Annotated in this window: 17 protein-coding genes; 7 read left to right on the top strand and 10 right to left on the bottom strand. The window is 66.9% G+C overall.

Translation table 11 applies throughout. The features are described from left to right. Nucleotides 1–26 precede the first annotated feature (26 nt). The gene (locus HOP53_RS11690; protein WP_234270204.1) at nt 27–401 is read right to left on the bottom strand and encodes a RidA family protein; all 375 of its coding nucleotides are present in this window, start codon (nt 399–401) and stop codon (nt 27–29) included. 216 nt (nt 402–617) lie between these two features. Between HOP53_RS11690 and modA the strand changes: the two genes are divergently transcribed. From modA to modC, 3 genes are read left to right on the top strand one after another with little or no spacing between them, the layout of a single operon-like run. Beyond that, the gene (gene modA / locus HOP53_RS11685) at nt 618–1,394 is read left to right on the top strand and encodes a molybdate ABC transporter substrate-binding protein (RefSeq protein WP_234270203.1); all 777 of its coding nucleotides are present in this window, start codon (nt 618–620) and stop codon (nt 1,392–1,394) included. A 6-nt stretch (nt 1,395–1,400) separates the two neighbouring features. Beyond that, nucleotides 1,401–2,099, top strand: a complete 699-nt coding sequence (gene modB / locus HOP53_RS11680; RefSeq protein WP_191223324.1) for a molybdate ABC transporter permease subunit — start codon at nt 1,401–1,403, stop codon at nt 2,097–2,099. Continuing rightward, the gene (gene modC / locus HOP53_RS11675) at nt 2,096–3,160 is read left to right on the top strand and encodes a molybdenum ABC transporter ATP-binding protein (protein ID WP_234270202.1); all 1,065 of its coding nucleotides are present in this window, start codon (nt 2,096–2,098) and stop codon (nt 3,158–3,160) included. The genes modB and modC overlap by 4 nt, the downstream gene beginning before the upstream one ends. A gap of 21 nt (nt 3,161–3,181) precedes the next feature. On the opposite strand, the gene HOP53_RS11670 is transcribed toward modC, so the two are convergent. The 6 genes from HOP53_RS11670 to HOP53_RS11645 all read right to left on the bottom strand — a co-directional run bounded on the left by HOP53_RS11670 (nt 3,182) and on the right by HOP53_RS11645 (nt 9,629). Further along, nucleotides 3,182–3,550, bottom strand: a complete 369-nt coding sequence (locus HOP53_RS11670; RefSeq protein WP_234270201.1) for a winged helix-turn-helix domain-containing protein — start codon at nt 3,548–3,550, stop codon at nt 3,182–3,184. A gap of 76 nt (nt 3,551–3,626) precedes the next feature. Then, the gene (locus tag HOP53_RS11665) at nt 3,627–4,481 is read right to left on the bottom strand and encodes a universal stress protein (protein WP_234270200.1); all 855 of its coding nucleotides are present in this window, start codon (nt 4,479–4,481) and stop codon (nt 3,627–3,629) included. An 18-nt stretch (nt 4,482–4,499) separates the two neighbouring features. Then, entirely contained in the window at nt 4,500–5,990 is a 1,491-nt protein-coding gene (locus HOP53_RS11660) for a SulP family inorganic anion transporter (RefSeq protein WP_234270199.1), read from the bottom strand. Between the two features lie 310 nt (nt 5,991–6,300). Next, nucleotides 6,301–7,215, bottom strand: a complete 915-nt coding sequence (locus HOP53_RS11655) for a DMT family transporter (protein ID WP_234270198.1) — start codon at nt 7,213–7,215, stop codon at nt 6,301–6,303. A gap of 65 nt (nt 7,216–7,280) precedes the next feature. Continuing rightward, nucleotides 7,281–8,081, bottom strand: a complete 801-nt coding sequence (locus HOP53_RS11650; protein WP_086510063.1) for a slipin family protein — start codon at nt 8,079–8,081, stop codon at nt 7,281–7,283. Nucleotides 8,082–8,132: 51 nt separating this feature from the next. Beyond that, on the bottom strand, nt 8,133–9,629 hold the full coding sequence (locus tag HOP53_RS11645) for an NfeD family protein (RefSeq protein ID WP_234270197.1): 1,497 nt from the start codon (nt 9,627–9,629) through the stop codon (nt 8,133–8,135). A gap of 137 nt (nt 9,630–9,766) precedes the next feature. Here HOP53_RS11645 and HOP53_RS11640 point away from each other — a divergent pair, with 137 nt between their 5' ends. The 4 genes from HOP53_RS11640 (at nt 9,767) to HOP53_RS11625 (ending at nt 13,826) form a co-directional block, all read left to right on the top strand. Then, nucleotides 9,767–10,963: an ABC transporter substrate-binding protein gene (locus HOP53_RS11640; RefSeq protein WP_234270196.1), complete on the top strand. Its 1,197-nt coding sequence runs from the start codon at nt 9,767–9,769 to the stop codon at nt 10,961–10,963. Nucleotides 10,964–10,978: 15 nt separating this feature from the next. Beyond that, complete coding sequence (locus tag HOP53_RS11635) at nt 10,979–12,673, top strand: ABC transporter permease (RefSeq protein WP_234270195.1); 1,695 nt, start codon at nt 10,979–10,981, stop codon at nt 12,671–12,673. Next, on the top strand, nt 12,670–13,305 hold the full coding sequence (locus HOP53_RS11630) for an ATP-binding cassette domain-containing protein (RefSeq protein ID WP_234270194.1): 636 nt from the start codon (nt 12,670–12,672) through the stop codon (nt 13,303–13,305). Before HOP53_RS11635 ends, HOP53_RS11630 begins: the two co-directional genes overlap by 4 nt. 161 nt (nt 13,306–13,466) lie before the next feature. Beyond that, nucleotides 13,467–13,826, top strand: a complete 360-nt coding sequence (locus HOP53_RS11625; RefSeq protein ID WP_234270193.1) for a DUF2934 domain-containing protein — start codon at nt 13,467–13,469, stop codon at nt 13,824–13,826. 116 nt (nt 13,827–13,942) lie between these two features. Here HOP53_RS11625 and HOP53_RS11620 read toward each other — a convergent pair whose 3' ends face one another. The 3 genes from HOP53_RS11620 to eutB all read right to left on the bottom strand — a co-directional run bounded on the left by HOP53_RS11620 (nt 13,943) and on the right by eutB (nt 16,693). Continuing rightward, nucleotides 13,943–14,626: a haloacid dehalogenase type II gene (locus HOP53_RS11620; RefSeq protein ID WP_234270192.1), complete on the bottom strand. Its 684-nt coding sequence runs from the start codon at nt 14,624–14,626 to the stop codon at nt 13,943–13,945. 89 nt (nt 14,627–14,715) lie between these two features. Continuing rightward, nucleotides 14,716–15,666, bottom strand: a complete 951-nt coding sequence (locus tag HOP53_RS11615) for a cyclodeaminase (RefSeq protein ID WP_234270191.1) — start codon at nt 15,664–15,666, stop codon at nt 14,716–14,718. 28 nt (nt 15,667–15,694) lie between these two features. Beyond that, nucleotides 15,695–16,693, bottom strand: coding sequence for a hydroxyectoine utilization dehydratase EutB (gene eutB / locus HOP53_RS11610; RefSeq protein WP_234270190.1), 999 nt, complete (start codon nt 16,691–16,693; stop codon nt 15,695–15,697). Nucleotides 16,694–16,757 lie beyond the last annotated feature (64 nt).

Below are 16,757 nucleotides of genomic sequence, written 5' to 3'. Positions count from 1 at the left end.
GCTCGCCAAGAACCTCGACGGCTACCTCAGTAGGAATAGTCGCCGCCGACGACTGCCGCCGTGACGGTGATCTCCACCTTGAGCTCGTCGGCAGGCATCGGCGCACAGACGCAGGTACGTGCCGGGGCATGGCCGGTGGGTACCCAAGCGTCCCACACCGCGTTCATGGCGGCGAAGTCATGACCGTCCTTGAGGTAGATGGTGGCCGTCAGCAGGTGCTCGCGGTCGGAACCGATCTCGGCCAGCAGCGCATCCACCCGCGCCAGCATGCTTTCGGTCTGCTCGGTGATGTCGCCGTGGCTCGCCTCGGGGCCGGCCACCTGGCCGCACAGGTAGGCGATACCGCCGTGGATCACGGCGCGGCTCATGCGGGCCTTGGTGTCGTGACGGACGATGGTCATGTCTTTCTCCTCGGAAGTAAAAAGCCCGTCGATTCTACCGCATCCCCAGCGCTCAGCGTCGATGCCTTCGCCGGTATCCGCAGGGATACCTCCTGTGCGGTATATCCAGGTAACGTTATGCATGGCAGTATACGACGGATCGTTATATCCGCCGGGATATGACGATGACTCGCCCTCGCCGGACGAACACAGAAGAACCCAACGGGGAAACCATCGATGAGCCGTGTTTTTCGTCTGCTGGCCGGCGTGGCCGCCCTCGGCCTGAGCCTCACCATCGCCACGGCCATGGCCGACCCGCAGCCGACCCGGATCGCCGCCGCTTCGGACCTGCGCTTCGCCATGGACGAGATCCTGGAGAACTTCGCCAGCGACCATCCGGAACACCCCATCGAGGTGCTCTACGGCTCCTCGGGGCGTTTTCGCAGCCAGATCGAGCACGGCGCCCCCTTCGATCTGTTCTTCTCGGCGGACATCGCCTACCCTCGGGCACTGGAACAGGCCGGCCATGCCGCCGGCGAGGTGATCCCCTACGCCGAAGGGCGCATCGTGATCTGGAGCGACGGACTCGACGCCTCGGCGCTGACACTGAGTGACCTCGCCGACGAGCGCTTCCGCCGCATCGCCATCGCCAACCCCCGCCACGCACCCTATGGCGACCGGGCCCGGGAGGCCCTGCGCGCCAGCGGCCTGTGGGAGACGCTGGAGCGACGCCTGGTGTTCGGCGAGAACATCGCCCACACCCTGCAGCTGGTGCAGAGCGGTGCCGCCGAGGTGGGCATCATCGCCCTGTCGCTGGTCCGCCACCCGTCGATACTCGACCAGGGCGGCTACCACTTGATCGACGACGCGCTCCACGCGCCGCTCACCCAGGGCTTCATCATTACCCGCCGCGCCGCCGACAACCCTACCGCGCGGCTGTTCGCCGACTACATGAGCGCAGCGGAAACCCGCAGCATCATGCGCGCCTATGGCTTCCAGCTACCCGATGAGTAAGGCGAGATGACCTGGCTCGGGATCGGCGAGGCCGACTGGATCGCCCTGCAGCTCACCTTCCGTCTGGCGCTGATCAGCACCGCCCTGCTGCTGGTGCTGTGCCTGCCGCTGGCCTGGTGGCTGGCCCATACCCAGCGCCGTATCAAGGTGGTGATCGAGGCGCTGGTCGCGCTGCCGCTGGTGCTGCCGCCCACGGTGATCGGCTTCTACCTGTTGATCCTGCTCGGCCCCCGCGGCGCCGTGGGCGGCACCCTGGAGCGCCTGGGCGCGAGCCACCTGGCCTTCACCTTCACCGGGCTGGTGATCGGCTCGATGATCTATTCGCTGCCCTTCGTGGTGCAGCCGCTGCAGAACGCCTTCCAGGCCATGGGGCGCCGCCCGCTGGAAGTGGCCGCCACCCTGCGCGCGGGCCCTTGGGACCGCCTGGTGTCGGTGGTGCTGCCGCTGTCGCGCCAGGGGCTGCTCACCGCGGCGGTGCTCTCCTTCGCCCACACCCTGGGCGAGTTCGGCGTGCTGCTGATGATCGGCGGCGGCATCCCCGGCCAGACCCAGGTCGCCTCCATCGCCATCTACAGCCACGTCGAGGGCATGGACTACGCCTCCGCCCACCGCCTGTCGCTGTTCCTGATCGTGACGGCCTTCGTGATGCTGGTGTGCATCTATGCGCTCAACAAGCGCTTCAAGATCGTGGGAGTGGCGCCATGAGCCTGGCGTGCGAGTTTCGGCTGGCGCGCGGCGACTTCGCGCTGGACGCCCGGATGACCCTGCCCGAGCGCGGCGTCACCGCGCTGTTCGGCCGCTCCGGCTCGGGCAAGACCACGCTGCTGCGCTGCCTGGCCGGCCTCGAGAGAGCCGAGGGATGGCTGACGGTGAACGGCTGCCGCTGGCAGGACGACGAACGCTTCCTGCCGGTGCATCGCCGCCCGCTGGGCTACGTGTTTCAGGAAGCGAGCCTGTTTCCCCACCTGCGGGTACGCGACAACCTGCGCTACGGCTACCGGCGGGTGCCGGTGGCGCGGCGCCGGGTGGACTTCGACGAGACGGTGCGACTGCTCGGCGTCGAGGCGCTGCTCGAGCGCTACCCACAAGCGCTCTCCGGCGGCCAGCGCCAGCGGGTGGCCATCGCCCGGGCGCTGCTGGCCAGCCCCCGGCTGCTGCTGATGGACGAACCCATGGCATCGCTGGACGCCACCAGCAAGGCGGAGATCCTGCCCTACCTGGAGCGGCTGCACGACCATCTGGAGATTCCGGTGGTCTATGTCAGTCATGCCCTGGACGAAGTGGCCCGACTGGCAGATCACATGGTGCTGCTGGAAGCGGGCCGGGTGCTGGCCACCGGACCCTTGCACGAGTTGCTGACCCGCAGCGACCTGCCGCTGGCCCATGCCGACAATGCCGCCGCGGTGCTGGAGGCGCAGGTGCTGGATTACGACGCCGGGCGGCAGCTGGTCACGCTCGGCTGCGGCGACGTGCGACTGCGGGTCTCGCGGGAGCAGGCACCGTCGAGCCAACGCCTCAGACTCAGCATCAGGGCCAGTGACGTGGCGATCAGCCTGAGCCAAGCGCGGGATTCCAGCGTGCTCAACTGCCTGCCGGTGCGGATTGCCGAGATCGACGACGACCCCCATCCCGGCCATCGGCTGGTGCGTCTGGCCCTCGGCGATCAGGCCCTGCTCGCGCGCATTCCCCGCGAGGCCGTGGAGCGCCTGGCTCTCGTCCCCGGCATGGCCGTGCATGCCCAGGTGCGGGCACGGGCGCTGACATGAGACTTGAGATCGGCAAGGCGATCAGTTGGATGGCGGCGAATCGGCAAACAGCGCAGTGAAGGCTTCCATCTCCTCGGCCACCGCCTCGCTGGCGATGCGCTGCATGCGCCGGTAGCGCTCCAGCACCTCCTCGCCGAAGGGCGTGACTTGCGCACCGCCGCCTCGTTTGCCGCCGGTGGCGGTGGTCACCAGCGGCTCCCTGAAGCACTGGTTCATGGTGTCCACCAGCATCCAGGCGCGCCGATAGCTCATGCCCATGTCGCGTGCGGCGGCACTGATCGACCCGGTGGCGGCAATCGCCTCGAGCAGTTGCGCCTTGCCCGGCCCGATGGCGATGGCAGGGCCCAGCTGAATGCGCAGGCGGGGAATGGTCGGATCATGGGCGGCCACGCTGTGCCTCCTTGGACAAGTCAGCAGGATGCTACCACTCCTCATCTAGTCTGACATGTCGCCAAGGGAAGCCCTCTCAGCGAAGCAGCAGTACCGGCACCCTGGCCCGCCGCAACATGGCGGTGGTGGTGCTGCCCACCAGCAGGTGGCGAATGCGCGAGTGGCCGTAGGCGCCCATCACCAGCAGATCGATGGCGTTCTGCTCCTGGTAGACGCGCAGGGTCTCCTCCACCTCGCCGGCACGGATCGCCCCTTCGGCCTCGTGGCCGGCCTCGCGCAGCGTGGCCAACGCCCACTCCAACTGCGAGCGGTTGTCGCCGGTCTCGGCCCCGACGATCACCACGTGCACCGGAATGCCGTTGAACAGCGGGCTCTTGGCCAGCATCTCGACGCCCTTGCGGGTGGTCTTGCTGCCGTCGAAGGCGAGCATCACCCGCCGGGGCTGGGTGAAGCTCTCCGGCACCATCAGGATCGGCCGGTGCAGCGTACGCACCACCCGCTCCAGGTTGGAGCCCAGATGCTCGCTGGCCTGATGGGCGGTCTCGCCGCGCTTGCCCAGCACCAGCAGGCGGATCTCGCCCTGCAGCTCGTCGAGGGTTTCCACCAAGGTGCCGTTGCGCTGGCGGGTGGCGGGCTCGGCCACGCCATCCTCGATGGCACGCTCCTTGGCCGCCTTGAGCATCAGTCGGCCCTGCTCCTGTGCCACCTTGGCGCGCTGCTCGTCGAGCTGAGCGAGTTCCTCGAGCAGATGCTCGCGGGAACCCAATCCAATATGGCCGGAGAGGTCCGCTTCGGCGGTCTGAGGATGGTTGTCCACCACGTGCAGGAAGGTCAGCGGCGCGCCGAGCGCCTGGCTGGCCCAGGCGGCGTAGTCGCAAACCCCGGTGGAGAACTGCGAGCCGTCGATAGCGGCCATTACCTGTTCGGTCATGTCTTGCTCCTCGTTTCCTTAGTGTCCGCCCATCAACTTTTCCACGGCCGCCGGGTCATCGTGGATGGCATGGCGGTCGACGATGGTGGCACTGGCCTCGTTGAGCCCGATCAGCTCCACCTCAGTGCCCTCACGACGAAACTTGATCACCACCCTGTCCAATGCCTGCACCGCCGTGATGTCCCAGAAGTGAGCGCGAGAGAGGTCGATGGTGACCTTCTCCACTGTCTCCTTGAAGTCGAAGGCACTGCCGAAGCGCTCGGAGGAGGCGAAGAACACCTGGCCCACTACATGATAGATTCGACGGCTGCCGGCGTCGGCCTCTTCGGAGCCGATGTAGAGAATGTTGCCCACCTTGTTGGCAAAGAACATCGCCGCCAGCAGCACGCCGACGAACACGCCGATGGCCAGATTGTGGGTTCCCACGGTAACCGCCACGGTGGTCAGCATGACGACGTTGGTGCTCAGCGGATGCTTTTTCAGATCGCGAATCGAGGCCCAACTGAAGGTACCGATGGAGACCATGATCATCACCGCCACCAGCGCGGCCATGGGGATCAACGACACCCAGTCGGAAAGGAACACCACCAGGATCAGCAGGAGCACACCGGCCACCAGGGTGGAGAGCCGCCCGCGTCCGCCCGACTTCACGTTGATCACCGACTGGCCGATCATCGCGCAGCCGGCCATGCCGCCCAGCAGGCCGGAGCCGATATTGGCGATACCCTGTCCCTTGCACTCACGGTTCTTGTCGCTCGGGGTGTCGGTCAGATCGTCGACGATGGTGGCGGTCATCATCGACTCCAGCAGACCCACCACGGCGAGCATCACCGAGTAAGGCAGAATGATCCACAGCGTGTCGAGAGTCAGCGGCACGTCGGGCCACAGGAACACCGGCAGGGTATCGGGAAGCTCGCCCATGTCGCCAACGGTACGAATCTCCATGCCGGAGAGCAGGTAAACGGCGGTCAGCACCACGATGCACACCAGCGGCGAAGGAATCGACTTGCCCACCCTGGGCAGGTAGGGAAAGAGGTAGATGATCGCCAGGCCGGCCATGGTCATGGCGTAGACGTGCCAGGTCACCCCGGTCAGCTCAGGCAGCTGCGCCATGAAGATCAGGATGGCCAGGGCGTTGACGAAGCCGGTAACCACCGAGCGCGAGACGAAGCGCATCAACTCGGCCAGTTTCAGGTAGCCGGCCACGATCTGCAGCACCCCGGTGAGCAGGGTCGCGGCCAGCAGGTATTCGAGACCGTGTTCGCGCACCAGCGTGACCATCAGCAGCGCCATGGCGCCGGTGGCCGCGGAGATCATTCCCGGCCGGCCGCCGGTGAAGGCGATGATCACGGCGATACAGAAGGAGGCATAGAGGCCGACCTTGGGGTCGACACCGGCGATGATGGAGAAGGCGATGGCCTCGGGAATCAGGGCCAATGCGACCACGATGCCGGCGAGGGTATCGCCCTTGATGTTGGAGAACCATTCTTGCTTGGTGGATCGGAACATGCTTCGGTCCAGTCTGTGAGTCGTCATGCCAACCGGCACATATCGGATGGCGTCAGGTGCGATGACACATGTTTCCCACGGCGCGTCGGGTAGCGACCTGAAGGAGCACTGCGAATCGATGAGGTATGGGCAAGCGGCCCGGGACATCGGCAGATGTCGAGCGATGGCGTGCCGATGGCGGCATCACCGAGAGAAGGGAAGCGCTAGGGCGGCGTGACCAGCCCTGTCGAAGGTTTCAGCACGTTGCGTTGCGTCCGTGGTCGGTTGAGCGGGCAAAGACGACATGCCCCGAAACGAGCGGCGCATTCTATCAGTTCCGCTGCAATGCCGCACCCTGAGCCCTTAGTCGCCGCTCGATGCGGCGCTCGTAGAGCCCTTTGGCCACTAGCGTGCCCAGCACCAGGCCGCCGCCCAGCAGGGCAATGGGCGCCGGTCGTTCGGCCAGCAGCCACCATACCCATAGCGTGCCCACCACCACTTCCATCAGCATCAGCAGCCCCACCTCGGCGGCGGGCAGGTAGAGCGGCCCCCGCTGAATCAGGGTGAAGCCCAGCGGCAGCAGCACCAGGCACAGCAGTATCAGCAACAGCAGGCTATCGGCCGGCGGCAACGCGATGCCGCCGCCGGCCAGCCCGAGCAGCCCCGCGGTGGCGGCCACGATCAGCCCCGACAGTGTGAGCATCGGGCTCATGTCGACCCCGGGGCGGGTACGGCACAGGGTGAAGTTGGCCGCCAGCGCCGTGGCCGCCAGCAGGGCGAAGGCGTTGCCGATCCACGACCCCGCCCCGGCATCGTCGAGCACGATCAGCGAGGTGCCGAACAGACAGATCCAGATGGCGAGCCAGGTGCGCCGGGGCAGCCGCTCGCCGAGGAACAAGCGTGACAGCAGTGCCGCAATCAGCGGCGCCCCGGCCAGGATCATCAGCACATTGCCGCCCTTGGTGTACTGATTGCCGAGCACGAAGCCGTAGGTGGAAAGGCTGAACAGCACGGCCACGCCGATGCCGGTCCAGCCGCAGCGGCGATAGGCAGCCACGGTGCCGGCACCGTGGCGGGCCAGCATGATGAGGAGGAAACCCAGTGCGGTGAGCAGCCCGCGCCAGACCAGAATCTCGCTGTCGGGCAGAGCGATCAGCTTGATCAGCAGGGCGTCGGGGGAAATGATCAGCGCACCGCCGCCGGTCAGCAGCAGCCCCTGCTGGCGGTGCGAAAGAGAGTGGATCAAGGCGACCTCGAATTCCGTCGGATCGCCTCAGCATGCCACGTCCGGGGGGACGTGGCACGCTTCGCTCAGCCTTCGCCCAGGTCGCTTGGCCGCGTGGCGTTGGTCTTCGCCTGGGCGGTGGACGCCTGCATGTGCCGGAACGCCTCCATGATGTCCATCGGCAGCGGGAAGACGATGGTCGAGGCGTTCTTGTTGCTCATGTCGCTCATGGTCTGCAGATAGCGCAGCTGCAGGGCGGCGGAGTTCTCGGCCATGACGTTGGCCGCTTCGACCAGCTTCTTCGAGGCCTGCAGCTCACCCTCGGCGTGGATCACCTTGGCACGACGCTCACGCTCGGCCTCGGCCTGCCGGGCGATGGCGCGGATCATGCTCTCGTTGAGGTCGACATGCTTGATCTCGACGTTGGCCACCTTGATGCCCCACTCCTCGGTCTGGGCGTCGATGATCTCCTGGATGTCGTCGTTGAGCTTGTCGCGCTCGGAGAGCATCTCGTCGAGGTCGTGCTTGCCGAGCACCGAACGCAGCGTGGTCTGGGCCAGCTGGCTGGTGGCCACGGCAAAGTTCTCGACCTGGATGATCGCCTTCTCCGGATCGACCACACGGAAGTAGAGCACCGCGTTGACCTTTACCGTGACGTTGTCCTGGGAGATGACGTCCTGCTCCGGCACGTCCATGGTGATCACACGCAGGTCCACCACGCTCATCTGCTGGATGCCGGGAATGACGATGATCAACCCCGGCCCCTTGACCGACTGAAAGCGACCGAGGAAGAAGATCACGCCGCGTTTGTACTCCGGCAGAATGCGGATCGACGCGGCGATCAGCATGAACAGCAGGACGACCGGAATGAGATATTCGAGCATCATGAGAACTCTCCTTGATGTGTGTTGCGCTTGGACTCGATGAATTCCGTTACATTACCGAGGGGTTCGTTGCACGGGTTCGACGTGTAGCGTCAGGCCGTCGACCGCCACCACCCTAACCGCCTCTCCACGCCTCACGGCAACGGGGCTGTGCGCATTCCAGCGCTCCCCCCGCATGCGCACATGGCCTTCCTGCCGGAAGTCCTCCAGGGCCATGCCATGACAGCCTATCAGCTGCTCCTGGCCGGTGCGGGCCGGGCGCCGGCGCAGGCCGGTGAAGCGAATCATCACCCACAGCATGAGCCCCGCCGCCACCAGGGCGACGCCGCCGATCATCGGCAGCGAGACGGCGAGCTGGTCGGTATCCATCAGCATCACCGAGCCGATCACGAAGGCCGCGATCCCGCCCATGCCGAGGATGCCGAAGCTCGGCATCAGCGCCTCGCTCACGATCAAGCCCAGCCCCACCAGGATCAGCGCCAGGCCGGCGTAGTTGATCGGCAGCAGCTGAAAGGCGAACAGCGCGAGCAGCAGCGAGATGACGCCGATGGTGCCCGGCACCAGGGCCCCCGGATTGGAGAGTTCGAAGATCAGCCCGTAGAAGCCGATGATCATCAGGAAGTAGGCCACGTTGGGGTTGGTGATCACCTGCAGGAACTGGGTGCGCCAGTCGGGATCGAAGCGCTCGACGGTGATGTCGGCGGTACTGAGAGTAAGCTCGCCACGCTCCATGACCACCTCGCGACCGTCGATCTGCTCCAGCAGGTCGTCGATGTCACGCGCCACCACGTCGATGACGTTGATTTCGAGCGCTTCGCGGGAGGTCAGGTTGACCGCTTCGCGTACCGCCTCCTCGGCCCAGTCGGCGTTGCGGCCATGGCGCTCGGCCAGCCCGCGAATGTAATAGACGGCGTCCTCCAGCACCTTGCGCTCCATGGCGGTCTCGCCGCGCCGACGCGTATCGGCAGGCTCGGCGGGAGCGTCGCCTTCGGCCTCCGCGGCCTCGGCATCGGCGGCCTCATTGGCCTCGTCGGCTTCCTGCTCCGCCTCGTCGTTCTCCCGTGCGTTGCGCTCCTCGGTCTCTTCCTCTTCGTCGCGCTCGTCCAGGCCGGGAAAGCCACCGCCCATCTGTACTGGCGTGGCCGAGCCGAGATGGGTCGAGGGCGCCATGGCGGCAACGTGGCTGCCGTAGAGCAGATAGGTGCCGGCGCTGGCGGCCCGGGCGCCGCTGGGCGAGACGTAGATGGCCACGGGCACCGGCGAGGTGAGCATGGAACGGATCATGCTGCGCATGGTGGCATCGAGCCCGCCCGGGGTGTCCATCTGCACGATGACGAGTTCGGCATTGCGCTCGGCCGCCTTGCGCAGCCCGCGCTCGAAGTAGTCGCCGGTGGCCGGCCCGATGGCACCCTCCACCGTCATCACCAGGGCGATGCGTTCGTTCTCCTGAGCCTGGCTCTGCCAGGCCAGCAGACCACCTCCGACAGCCAGGCACAGGAAGCTGAACCACAGCACAAGACGGTGAAGCCGGGCGACACGGCGCACGCTCATGACAGACTTACCTCGCGTCGTGATATGGGTATGCTTGTAGGACCCTACTGTTGGTGATTCAGTTTCTCCTTAAATCAGGTTAGCAGGCGAAGCCGAGAAAGCCGAACCCGCCACGAAGCCAAGCCAGGAGCACGACGATGCGCCCTCTTGTCACTGCCATAGCCCTCTCGTTGATCCTGGTACCGCCGGCGGCGGCCGACTCATGGTCGCAGGTGCTCGACGAAGCCCGCGGCCAGAGCGTCTACTGGCACGCCTGGGCCGGCGATACGCGGGTCAACGACTATCTCGAATGGGTCAAGCGGCAAGTGCGGGACCAGCACGATATCGAGCTGGTGCATGTCAAGATCGACGATACCGGTGCCGCCGTCTCCCGGGTGCTGGCCGAGCGCAGCGCCGGCAATCACGACGACGGCAGCATCGATCTGATCTGGCTCAACGGCGAGAACTTCGCCGCCATGAAAGAGAACGACCTGCTGTTCGGCCCCTTCGCCGAGCGACTGCCCAACTTCGCGCTGACCTTTCCCGAGCACAATCCCGAGGTGGTCACCGACTTCACCCTGCCCACGGAAGGCTACGAGTCGCCCTGGGGCAAGGCACAGATCACCTTCTATTACGACGCCGACGAAGTCGGGGACGAGCCGCCGCGCAGCATGACACAGCTGCTCACCTGGGCCGAGGCCAATCCCGGACGCTTCACCTACCCCCGCCTGCCCGACTTCCTCGGCAGCACCTTCCTCAAGCAGGCCCTCATTGCCCTGGTCGACGATAGCGATGCCCTCTATGAACCGGTGGCGCAGAGCGACTTCGAAGACGTCACGGCACCGCTGTGGGAGTATCTCGACGCCCTTCACCCTCACCTATGGCGCAGCGGGCGGCAGTTTCCCGCCAATGGCCCCGAGCTGCGGCGGCTGATGGCCGACGGCGAAGTCGCACTGGCCTTCACCTTCAATCCGGCGGAGCCGGCCGCCGCGGTGGCCGACTTCGAGCTGCCCGAAACGACCCGCAGCTACGTACTCGACGGCGGCACCCTGGGTAACGTGCATTTCGTTGCCATTCCGTTCAACTCACCGCGCCGTGCCGCCGCCATGGTGGTGGCCGATTTCCTGCTCTCGCCCGAGGCCCAGGCGCGCAAGCAGGACATCTCGGTGTGGGGCGACCCCACCGTGCTCGACGTGACGCGCCTCGATGCCGAGACCCGCGCACTCTTCGAACAGGCGCGCGACAATCCCGCCCTGCTGGCACCGGAGGCGCTGACCGAGACCCTGCCGGAGCCGCACCCGAGCTGGATGACGGCGCTGCAGGACGCCTGGCAGGCGCGCTACGTCGGCCGCTAGGGACAGCCGCTGCCGATGCTGCGCCTTGCTCCGTGGCTGATCGTCATCCTGCTGGTCGGCCCGATACTGGCCGGCCTGACCATGGCGGTACTGCCTGCGTTCGGCTATTTGCCGGCGCTGGGCGGCCATGCCTTCAGCCTGGAGCCCTGGCGGCTGCTCCTGGCCCAACCGGGCCTGGCCCGCTCGGTGGGCGTGAGTTTCGCCAGCGGTCTGATTACCACGGCCATCTCGCTCACCGTGGTGCTGCTGTTTCTGGCCGGCGTATCGGGCAGCCGGCTGGACCGATGGATCCGACGCCTGGTCGCGCCGCTGCTGTCGATCCCCCATGCCGCCGCGGCCTTCGGCCTGGCCTTCCTGATCGCACCATCCGGCCTGCTGTCACGACTGGTCTCGCCGGGGCTGACCGGCTGGGAGCGTCCGCCGGACGTGCTGATCGTTCAGGACCCCTGGGGGCTCTCGCTGATGGCCGGGTTGATCATCAAGGAGATCCCCTTCCTGCTGCTGATGTGCCTTGCCGCCCTGCCCCAGCTCGACCCGGAGCGGCGCGTGGCCATGGCCCGCTCGCTCGGCTATCGCCCGACCACCGCCTGGCTCAAGGTGGTGACCCCTTCGCTCTATCCGCTGATCCGACTGCCGGTCTTTGCCGTCATCGCCTATGCCACGTCGGTGGTGGACGTGGCGCTGATTCTCGGCCCGACCCTGCCGCCGACGCTGGCGGTCTCGATTCTCGCCTGGTTCAACGACCCCGATCTGAGCCGGCGCTTCATGGCCTCGGCCGGCGCCGTGCTGCAGCTCGGCGTCACGGCCGCGGCGCTCATCGCCTGGTGGTGCCTGGAACGCCTGGTCGCCCGGCTGGGGCGGCACTGGCTCGCGCGTGGCGGACGCGGCAGCGGCGATTCGCCGCTGCGTCTGGCCGGCAAAGGGCTGATCGGGCTGGCCACGTTCACCGCCTTCGCCGGCATCGCCGGCCTGGCGCTATATTCCATTGCCGGCTTCTGGCGCTTTCCCGATGCCCTGCCGCAAGGCCTCACCGCGGCGCACTGGCTGCGCGCCCTGCCCGCCCTTGCGGGGCCGGTCGCCACCACGGCGCTGATCGCCATCGGCGCTACGCTGATCGCTCTGGCGCTGACCCTGGCAGCGCTGGAGAACGAGCAGCGAACGGGTCGGCAGCCGGCCCAGGGACGGCTGCTCTCGGCACTGACGCTGCTCTACCTGCCGCTGATCGTGCCGCAGATCGCCTTCCTGTTTGGGCTGGTGGTGGTGATGGAGTCGCTGGGCACGCGCCCTACCCATGCGCTGGTGATCTTCGGCCACCTGCTGTTCGTGTTGCCCTACGTGTTCCTCTCCCTCGCGGAGAGCTACCGCCGCTTCGACCCGCGCTGGTCGCAGTTGGCGGTAAGTCTCGGCGCCTCGCGCAACGGCGCCTTCTGGCGGGTGCGGCTGCCGCTGCTGCTGGCGCCGCTGCTCACCGCCGCCGCCGTGGGCCTGGCCGTCAGTATCGGCCAGTACCTGCCCACCCTGCTGCTGGGTGCCGGCCGTGTGCCTACCGTGACCACCGAGGCGGTGTCGCTGGCCGCCGGTGGCAATCGTCGGGTGATCGGCGTGTGGGCGATGGTTCAGTCCAGCCTGCCGCTGGTAGGCTTCATCATCGCCGTGGGCTTGCCGCGGCTGCTGTGGCGCAATCGACGCGACATGAGGGGTTCACCATGAGCACAGGTCACCGCCTGGTGCTGGACGAGGTCCGCATCACCCTGGCCGGCAGCACGCTGCTCGAACTCGATGCCGAGATCGGTCCCGGCGAGGTGTTTACTGTGATGGGGCCGTCGGGCTCGGGCAAGTCGACCCTGCTGGGCTATTTGGCCGGCTTCCTGTCACCGGCCTTCCAGGCCAGCGGCCGGATACTGCTCGACGGGCACGACATCGCCAGCCTGCCGGCGGAGCGCCGCGGTATCGGCCTGCTGTTCCAGGACCCGCTGCTGTTCCCACACCTCTCGGTGGCCGGCAACCTTCGCTTCGGCATGCCCCGCGCCATGCCGGACAAAGCGGCAAGGGGCGAGACGGCGCTGGCGCAGGTCGGCCTGGCCGGCTTCGGGCCACGCGACCCGGCCACCCTCTCCGGCGGCCAGAAGGCCCGCGTGGCGCTGATGCGCCTGCTGCTTTCCGAACCGCGTGCCGTACTGCTCGACGAACCCTTCTCGAAGCTCGACCGGCAGCTGCGCCACGACATGCGCCGACTGGTCTTCGACCGGCTGCGCGAGGCGGGGCTGCCCAGCCTGCTGGTGACCCACGACCGCGAGGATGCCGAGGACGCCGGCGGCAGGGTGATCGAGCTGGGCCAATGAGATTGGGGCCATTCAGGTTGAGTCAAAATACGCCTGCCTTGCCAAAGTGCGCTTGTCGATACCACGCTAAGGTGAGCGGTATGAAGGAACACCGGGGCGTCAGGTAGCAGCGCTGCGCCAGCCGTGTTCCGACACCATGTTCGGATGCAAGGAGTGCCAGGATGGCTGACGAGAAACGTATACGAGAAGTCGCGCGAGAATTGTGGGAAGCCGATGGGCGACCCGAAGACCAACAGCAGCGGTATTGGGAGATGGCCGTGGAGATCGTGGGCACGGAAGAGTCGGATGTGCTCGATACCAATCTTGAGCACGTGGGCGAAATAGTCCCCGATGAACCGCCCATCATCGAAGAGGGGCTGCCCCTTGACGAGGATGAAAGCATCATTGAGGAAAACCGGCTGCCGCTGGAGCCACGGGATGGTGAGCCCGACTTCGATGAGTTGCCCTACCGCGACGACCGAGACGTAGCTCAGAACATACCGGGTTCAGGATCGCGCCAGACAGGCTCCGGACGAGCCTGAACCGACGACAGCCCCGACCACTTCGAGGCGCCATAAGGATGGGGGCCGCAGCTGACACAGGAGAGCCTTCAGCTCAGGCTGTCGAAAAGCCTTCAGCTCAAGCTGTCGAAGAGCCTTCAGCCCAGGCGGTCGGAAAGCGCGTCCAGATCGGTGACGGTCAGGTCCGGCTCGATGCCCCAGGGGTCGAAGGGTGCATCGAGGCTGCGCCGCACCCAGGCGGCATGCAGTCCGGCATGCCGCGCGCCGATCACGTCGAAGGGGTTGCTCGAGATCAGCCAGGTATCGCCGGGAGCGACGTCGAGGCGGTTGCGTAGGTGGGCGTAGACGGCAGGGTCGGGCTTGAAGCGCTTGACCTCATCGACGCTGACCACCGCCTCGAAGCATTCGCCTATCCCGGCCTGTTCCAGCAGGCCGCTGACCGCCTCGAGGGTGCCGTTGGAAAAGGCCACGCAGCGCATGCCGCTCGCCGCCAGCCGCTTCAGCGCACCGGCGGCCTCGGCAAAGGCCGGCAGACGTCCGTAGACCGACATCAGGTGGTCCTTGTCGACGTCCGACAGCTGCGTCTGCAGGGCGCGGTCGGTGAAATCCAGAGCTTCCCGAGTGCACTGCCCGAAGGTCACGTAGGCCCCCATCAGGCCGCGGCGAAAGCTGTACTCCAGCTGCTTGTCGCGCCAGCGCCGCGAGAACTCCGCGGCCCGCTCCGCCCTGCCGCCCCTGCCGAGCCGCTCTTCCAGTTCGGCGACCACGCCATGGGTATCGATCAGGGTACCGTAGACATCGAAGGCGAGTACCGTTGCCATCTGCGCTGCTCCTCGTTTCGCTCGATCAACCACAGCATGGGGGCTGCCTCGCCCCGGCTCAAGGCGTACCAGCGGAGATACCCTGCCGCTTACCCCGCCAACCGAGACAGGGCGAAGTTGGCGATGGCGGTGTCCTGCACGCCGGTACCGGTAAGATCGCATACTGTGATCGCCGCCTCGGAGTTCCGCAGCCGCTCACCCCGCGCGATCACCCGGCCCAGCTCGTGCACGGCAAACGGCGTCTCACGGCCTGTCCCGGAGAACACCTTGAGCTCGCCATTGTGCTCGCTCTGCGCCCGGCTGTCGCAGACGAAGGCGTCGGCCCGGGTCAGTACCGATTCGTCCAGCTCGCGCTTGTCGGGGCTGTCCGAGCCCATGGCGGTGACGTGCACGCCCTCGGGCAGGTCGCTGGCGTTCAGCAGCGGCTCCCGCGACGGCGTGGCGGTGACGATGATGTCGGCCTGCTGGCAGGCGGTGTGCACGCTGTCGCGCACGGTGACGGTGAGGCCCTGGCTGCGCATCTCCTCGGCGTAGGCCTCGGCCGCTTCGCGGCGGCGCGCCCAGACGTCCAGGGTATCGACGTTGCGCACCAGGCGCAGGGCTTCCACCTGCCGCCTTGCCTGCTCGCCGGTGCCGATCACCCCGACCCGGCGGCTGTCCTCACGGGACAGATGCTTGGCGGCAATGGCCCCGGCCAGGGCGGTACGCACCATGGTCAGATAGCCCTCGTCGAACAGCACCGCCTCGACCTGGCCGGTCTCGGCGGAGAACAGCATCATCAGGCCGCTCAGGCTCGGCAGGCCGCGCTTGGGATTGTCGAAGGCGCCGCTGCTGACCTTGATGGCGTAGCGCTGCCAGCCCTTGATGTGGGCGGTCTTGACGTCGACTTCGCTGTTGAACTCCTCCATGGCCATCGACAGAATCGGCGGCTGCACCACCTCGCCGCGCCCCAGGGCGGCGAAGCCTGCCTCCACCTGACGCAGCGCCGCGTCGTCGATGCCTACTACCGCTTCGATTTCATCACGTCGATAGAGCTTCATGTTTCCTCCTTGAACATGTGCAAAGGCCTCAGCGATTGGCAAGCTGGCGCGCTTTGTCCAGCGTCTCCAGCGCCAAGCCGTTGCCGGAAATAATCAGCGCCACCCGCTGGCCGCGCACCTCGAGCCCATGCTCCGCAAGCGCCGCCAGCCCCACCGCAGCGGCCCCTTCCACCAGCAGCTTCTCGTGCTCGAGGATGTCGACCATGGCCTGGGCGATGGCGACTTCCGAGACCTGATAGTGCTCGTCCATCACCTCGCGCACCAGGCTGAACGTGCAGCGATTGTCGAGGCCGATACCGCCGCCCAGCGAGTCGGCCAGACTCCCCACCTCTTCGACCGCCACGGGACGCCCCGCCTGCAGGCTCTGCCACATGGCCGCGCCGCAGGAGAGGCTGACGCCGGTGATGCGGGTCTCGGGGCGGATGGCCTTCACCGCCGCGCCGATGCCCCCCAGCAGCCCACCGCCGGAGAGACCGACGATCACCCGGTCGAGATCCGGCGCATCCTCCATCAGCTCCAGGCCGATGGTGCCCTGGCCGGCTGCGATCAGCGCGTCGTCGAAGGGCGGAATCAGCGTCATGCCGCGTTCGCGGATCAGCCGCTCGACCTCGCCGAAGGCCTCGTCCTGACTCTCGCCCACGCGCCTGACCTCGGCACCCAGCGCCTCGATGGCGGCCACCTTGTTGGCCGGTACCAGGCGCGACAGGCAGATCGTCACCGGCACGCCGAGCCGCGCCGCCGCGTACGCCACCGCGCGGCCGTGGTTACCGGTCGAGGCCGTGACCACCCCGGCCTCCAGGGCATCGCAACCGTGACGCTCGATCAGCGCGGCGATCATGTTGGCGGCACCGCGCAGCTTGAACGCCCCGCTGGGCTGAAGGGTTTCCAGCTTGAGCAGGATATCGGCGTCGAAACGCTCGGAAAGTGCGTGGGAGCGGACCAGCGGCGTGCGCAGCGCCTGACCGGCAATGCGGCGTCGCGCCTGGTAGACGGAAGCGAGGGTAACCCCGTGAGCAGAGGTCGACATTGGCAGATCCGGTTGCTTGGCTCGTGGCGAGAGGCTTGGCGCTTTCAGCCTAGAAGAGAAGAAC

Source organism: Billgrantia ethanolica (genome assembly GCF_021404305.1).
Classification (GTDB): domain Bacteria; phylum Pseudomonadota; class Gammaproteobacteria; order Pseudomonadales; family Halomonadaceae; genus Halomonas; species Halomonas ethanolica.
The sequence above is the reverse complement of the archived record's forward strand: the minus strand, read 5'-3'. Positions and strand labels throughout refer to the sequence as shown.

What these genes read in the sequence shown, in the direction of transcription:
- HOP53_RS11690 (WP_234270204.1), bottom strand. Translation starts at nt 401, where the DNA reads ATGACCATCGTCCGTCACGACACCAAGGCCCGCATGAGCCGCGCCGTG.
- modA (WP_234270203.1), top strand. Translation starts at nt 618, where the DNA reads ATGAGCCGTGTTTTTCGTCTGCTGGCCGGCGTGGCCGCCCTCGGCCTG.
- modB (WP_191223324.1), top strand. Translation starts at nt 1,401, where the DNA reads ATGACCTGGCTCGGGATCGGCGAGGCCGACTGGATCGCCCTGCAGCTC.
- modC (WP_234270202.1), top strand. Translation starts at nt 2,096, where the DNA reads ATGAGCCTGGCGTGCGAGTTTCGGCTGGCGCGCGGCGACTTCGCGCTG.
- HOP53_RS11665 (WP_234270200.1), bottom strand. Translation starts at nt 4,481, where the DNA reads ATGACCGAACAGGTAATGGCCGCTATCGACGGCTCGCAGTTCTCCACC.
- HOP53_RS11660 (WP_234270199.1), bottom strand. Translation starts at nt 5,990, where the DNA reads ATGTTCCGATCCACCAAGCAAGAATGGTTCTCCAACATCAAGGGCGAT.
- HOP53_RS11650 (WP_086510063.1), bottom strand. Translation starts at nt 8,081, where the DNA reads ATGATGCTCGAATATCTCATTCCGGTCGTCCTGCTGTTCATGCTGATC.
- HOP53_RS11645 (WP_234270197.1), bottom strand. Translation starts at nt 9,629, where the DNA reads ATGAGCGTGCGCCGTGTCGCCCGGCTTCACCGTCTTGTGCTGTGGTTC.
- HOP53_RS11640 (WP_234270196.1), top strand. Translation starts at nt 9,767, where the DNA reads ATGCGCCCTCTTGTCACTGCCATAGCCCTCTCGTTGATCCTGGTACCG.
- HOP53_RS11635 (WP_234270195.1), top strand. Translation starts at nt 10,979, where the DNA reads ATGCTGCGCCTTGCTCCGTGGCTGATCGTCATCCTGCTGGTCGGCCCG.
- HOP53_RS11630 (WP_234270194.1), top strand. Translation starts at nt 12,670, where the DNA reads ATGAGCACAGGTCACCGCCTGGTGCTGGACGAGGTCCGCATCACCCTG.
- HOP53_RS11625 (WP_234270193.1), top strand. Translation starts at nt 13,467, where the DNA reads ATGGCTGACGAGAAACGTATACGAGAAGTCGCGCGAGAATTGTGGGAA.
- HOP53_RS11620 (WP_234270192.1), bottom strand. Translation starts at nt 14,626, where the DNA reads ATGGCAACGGTACTCGCCTTCGATGTCTACGGTACCCTGATCGATACC.
- HOP53_RS11615 (WP_234270191.1), bottom strand. Translation starts at nt 15,666, where the DNA reads ATGAAGCTCTATCGACGTGATGAAATCGAAGCGGTAGTAGGCATCGAC.
- eutB (WP_234270190.1), bottom strand. Translation starts at nt 16,693, where the DNA reads ATGTCGACCTCTGCTCACGGGGTTACCCTCGCTTCCGTCTACCAGGCG.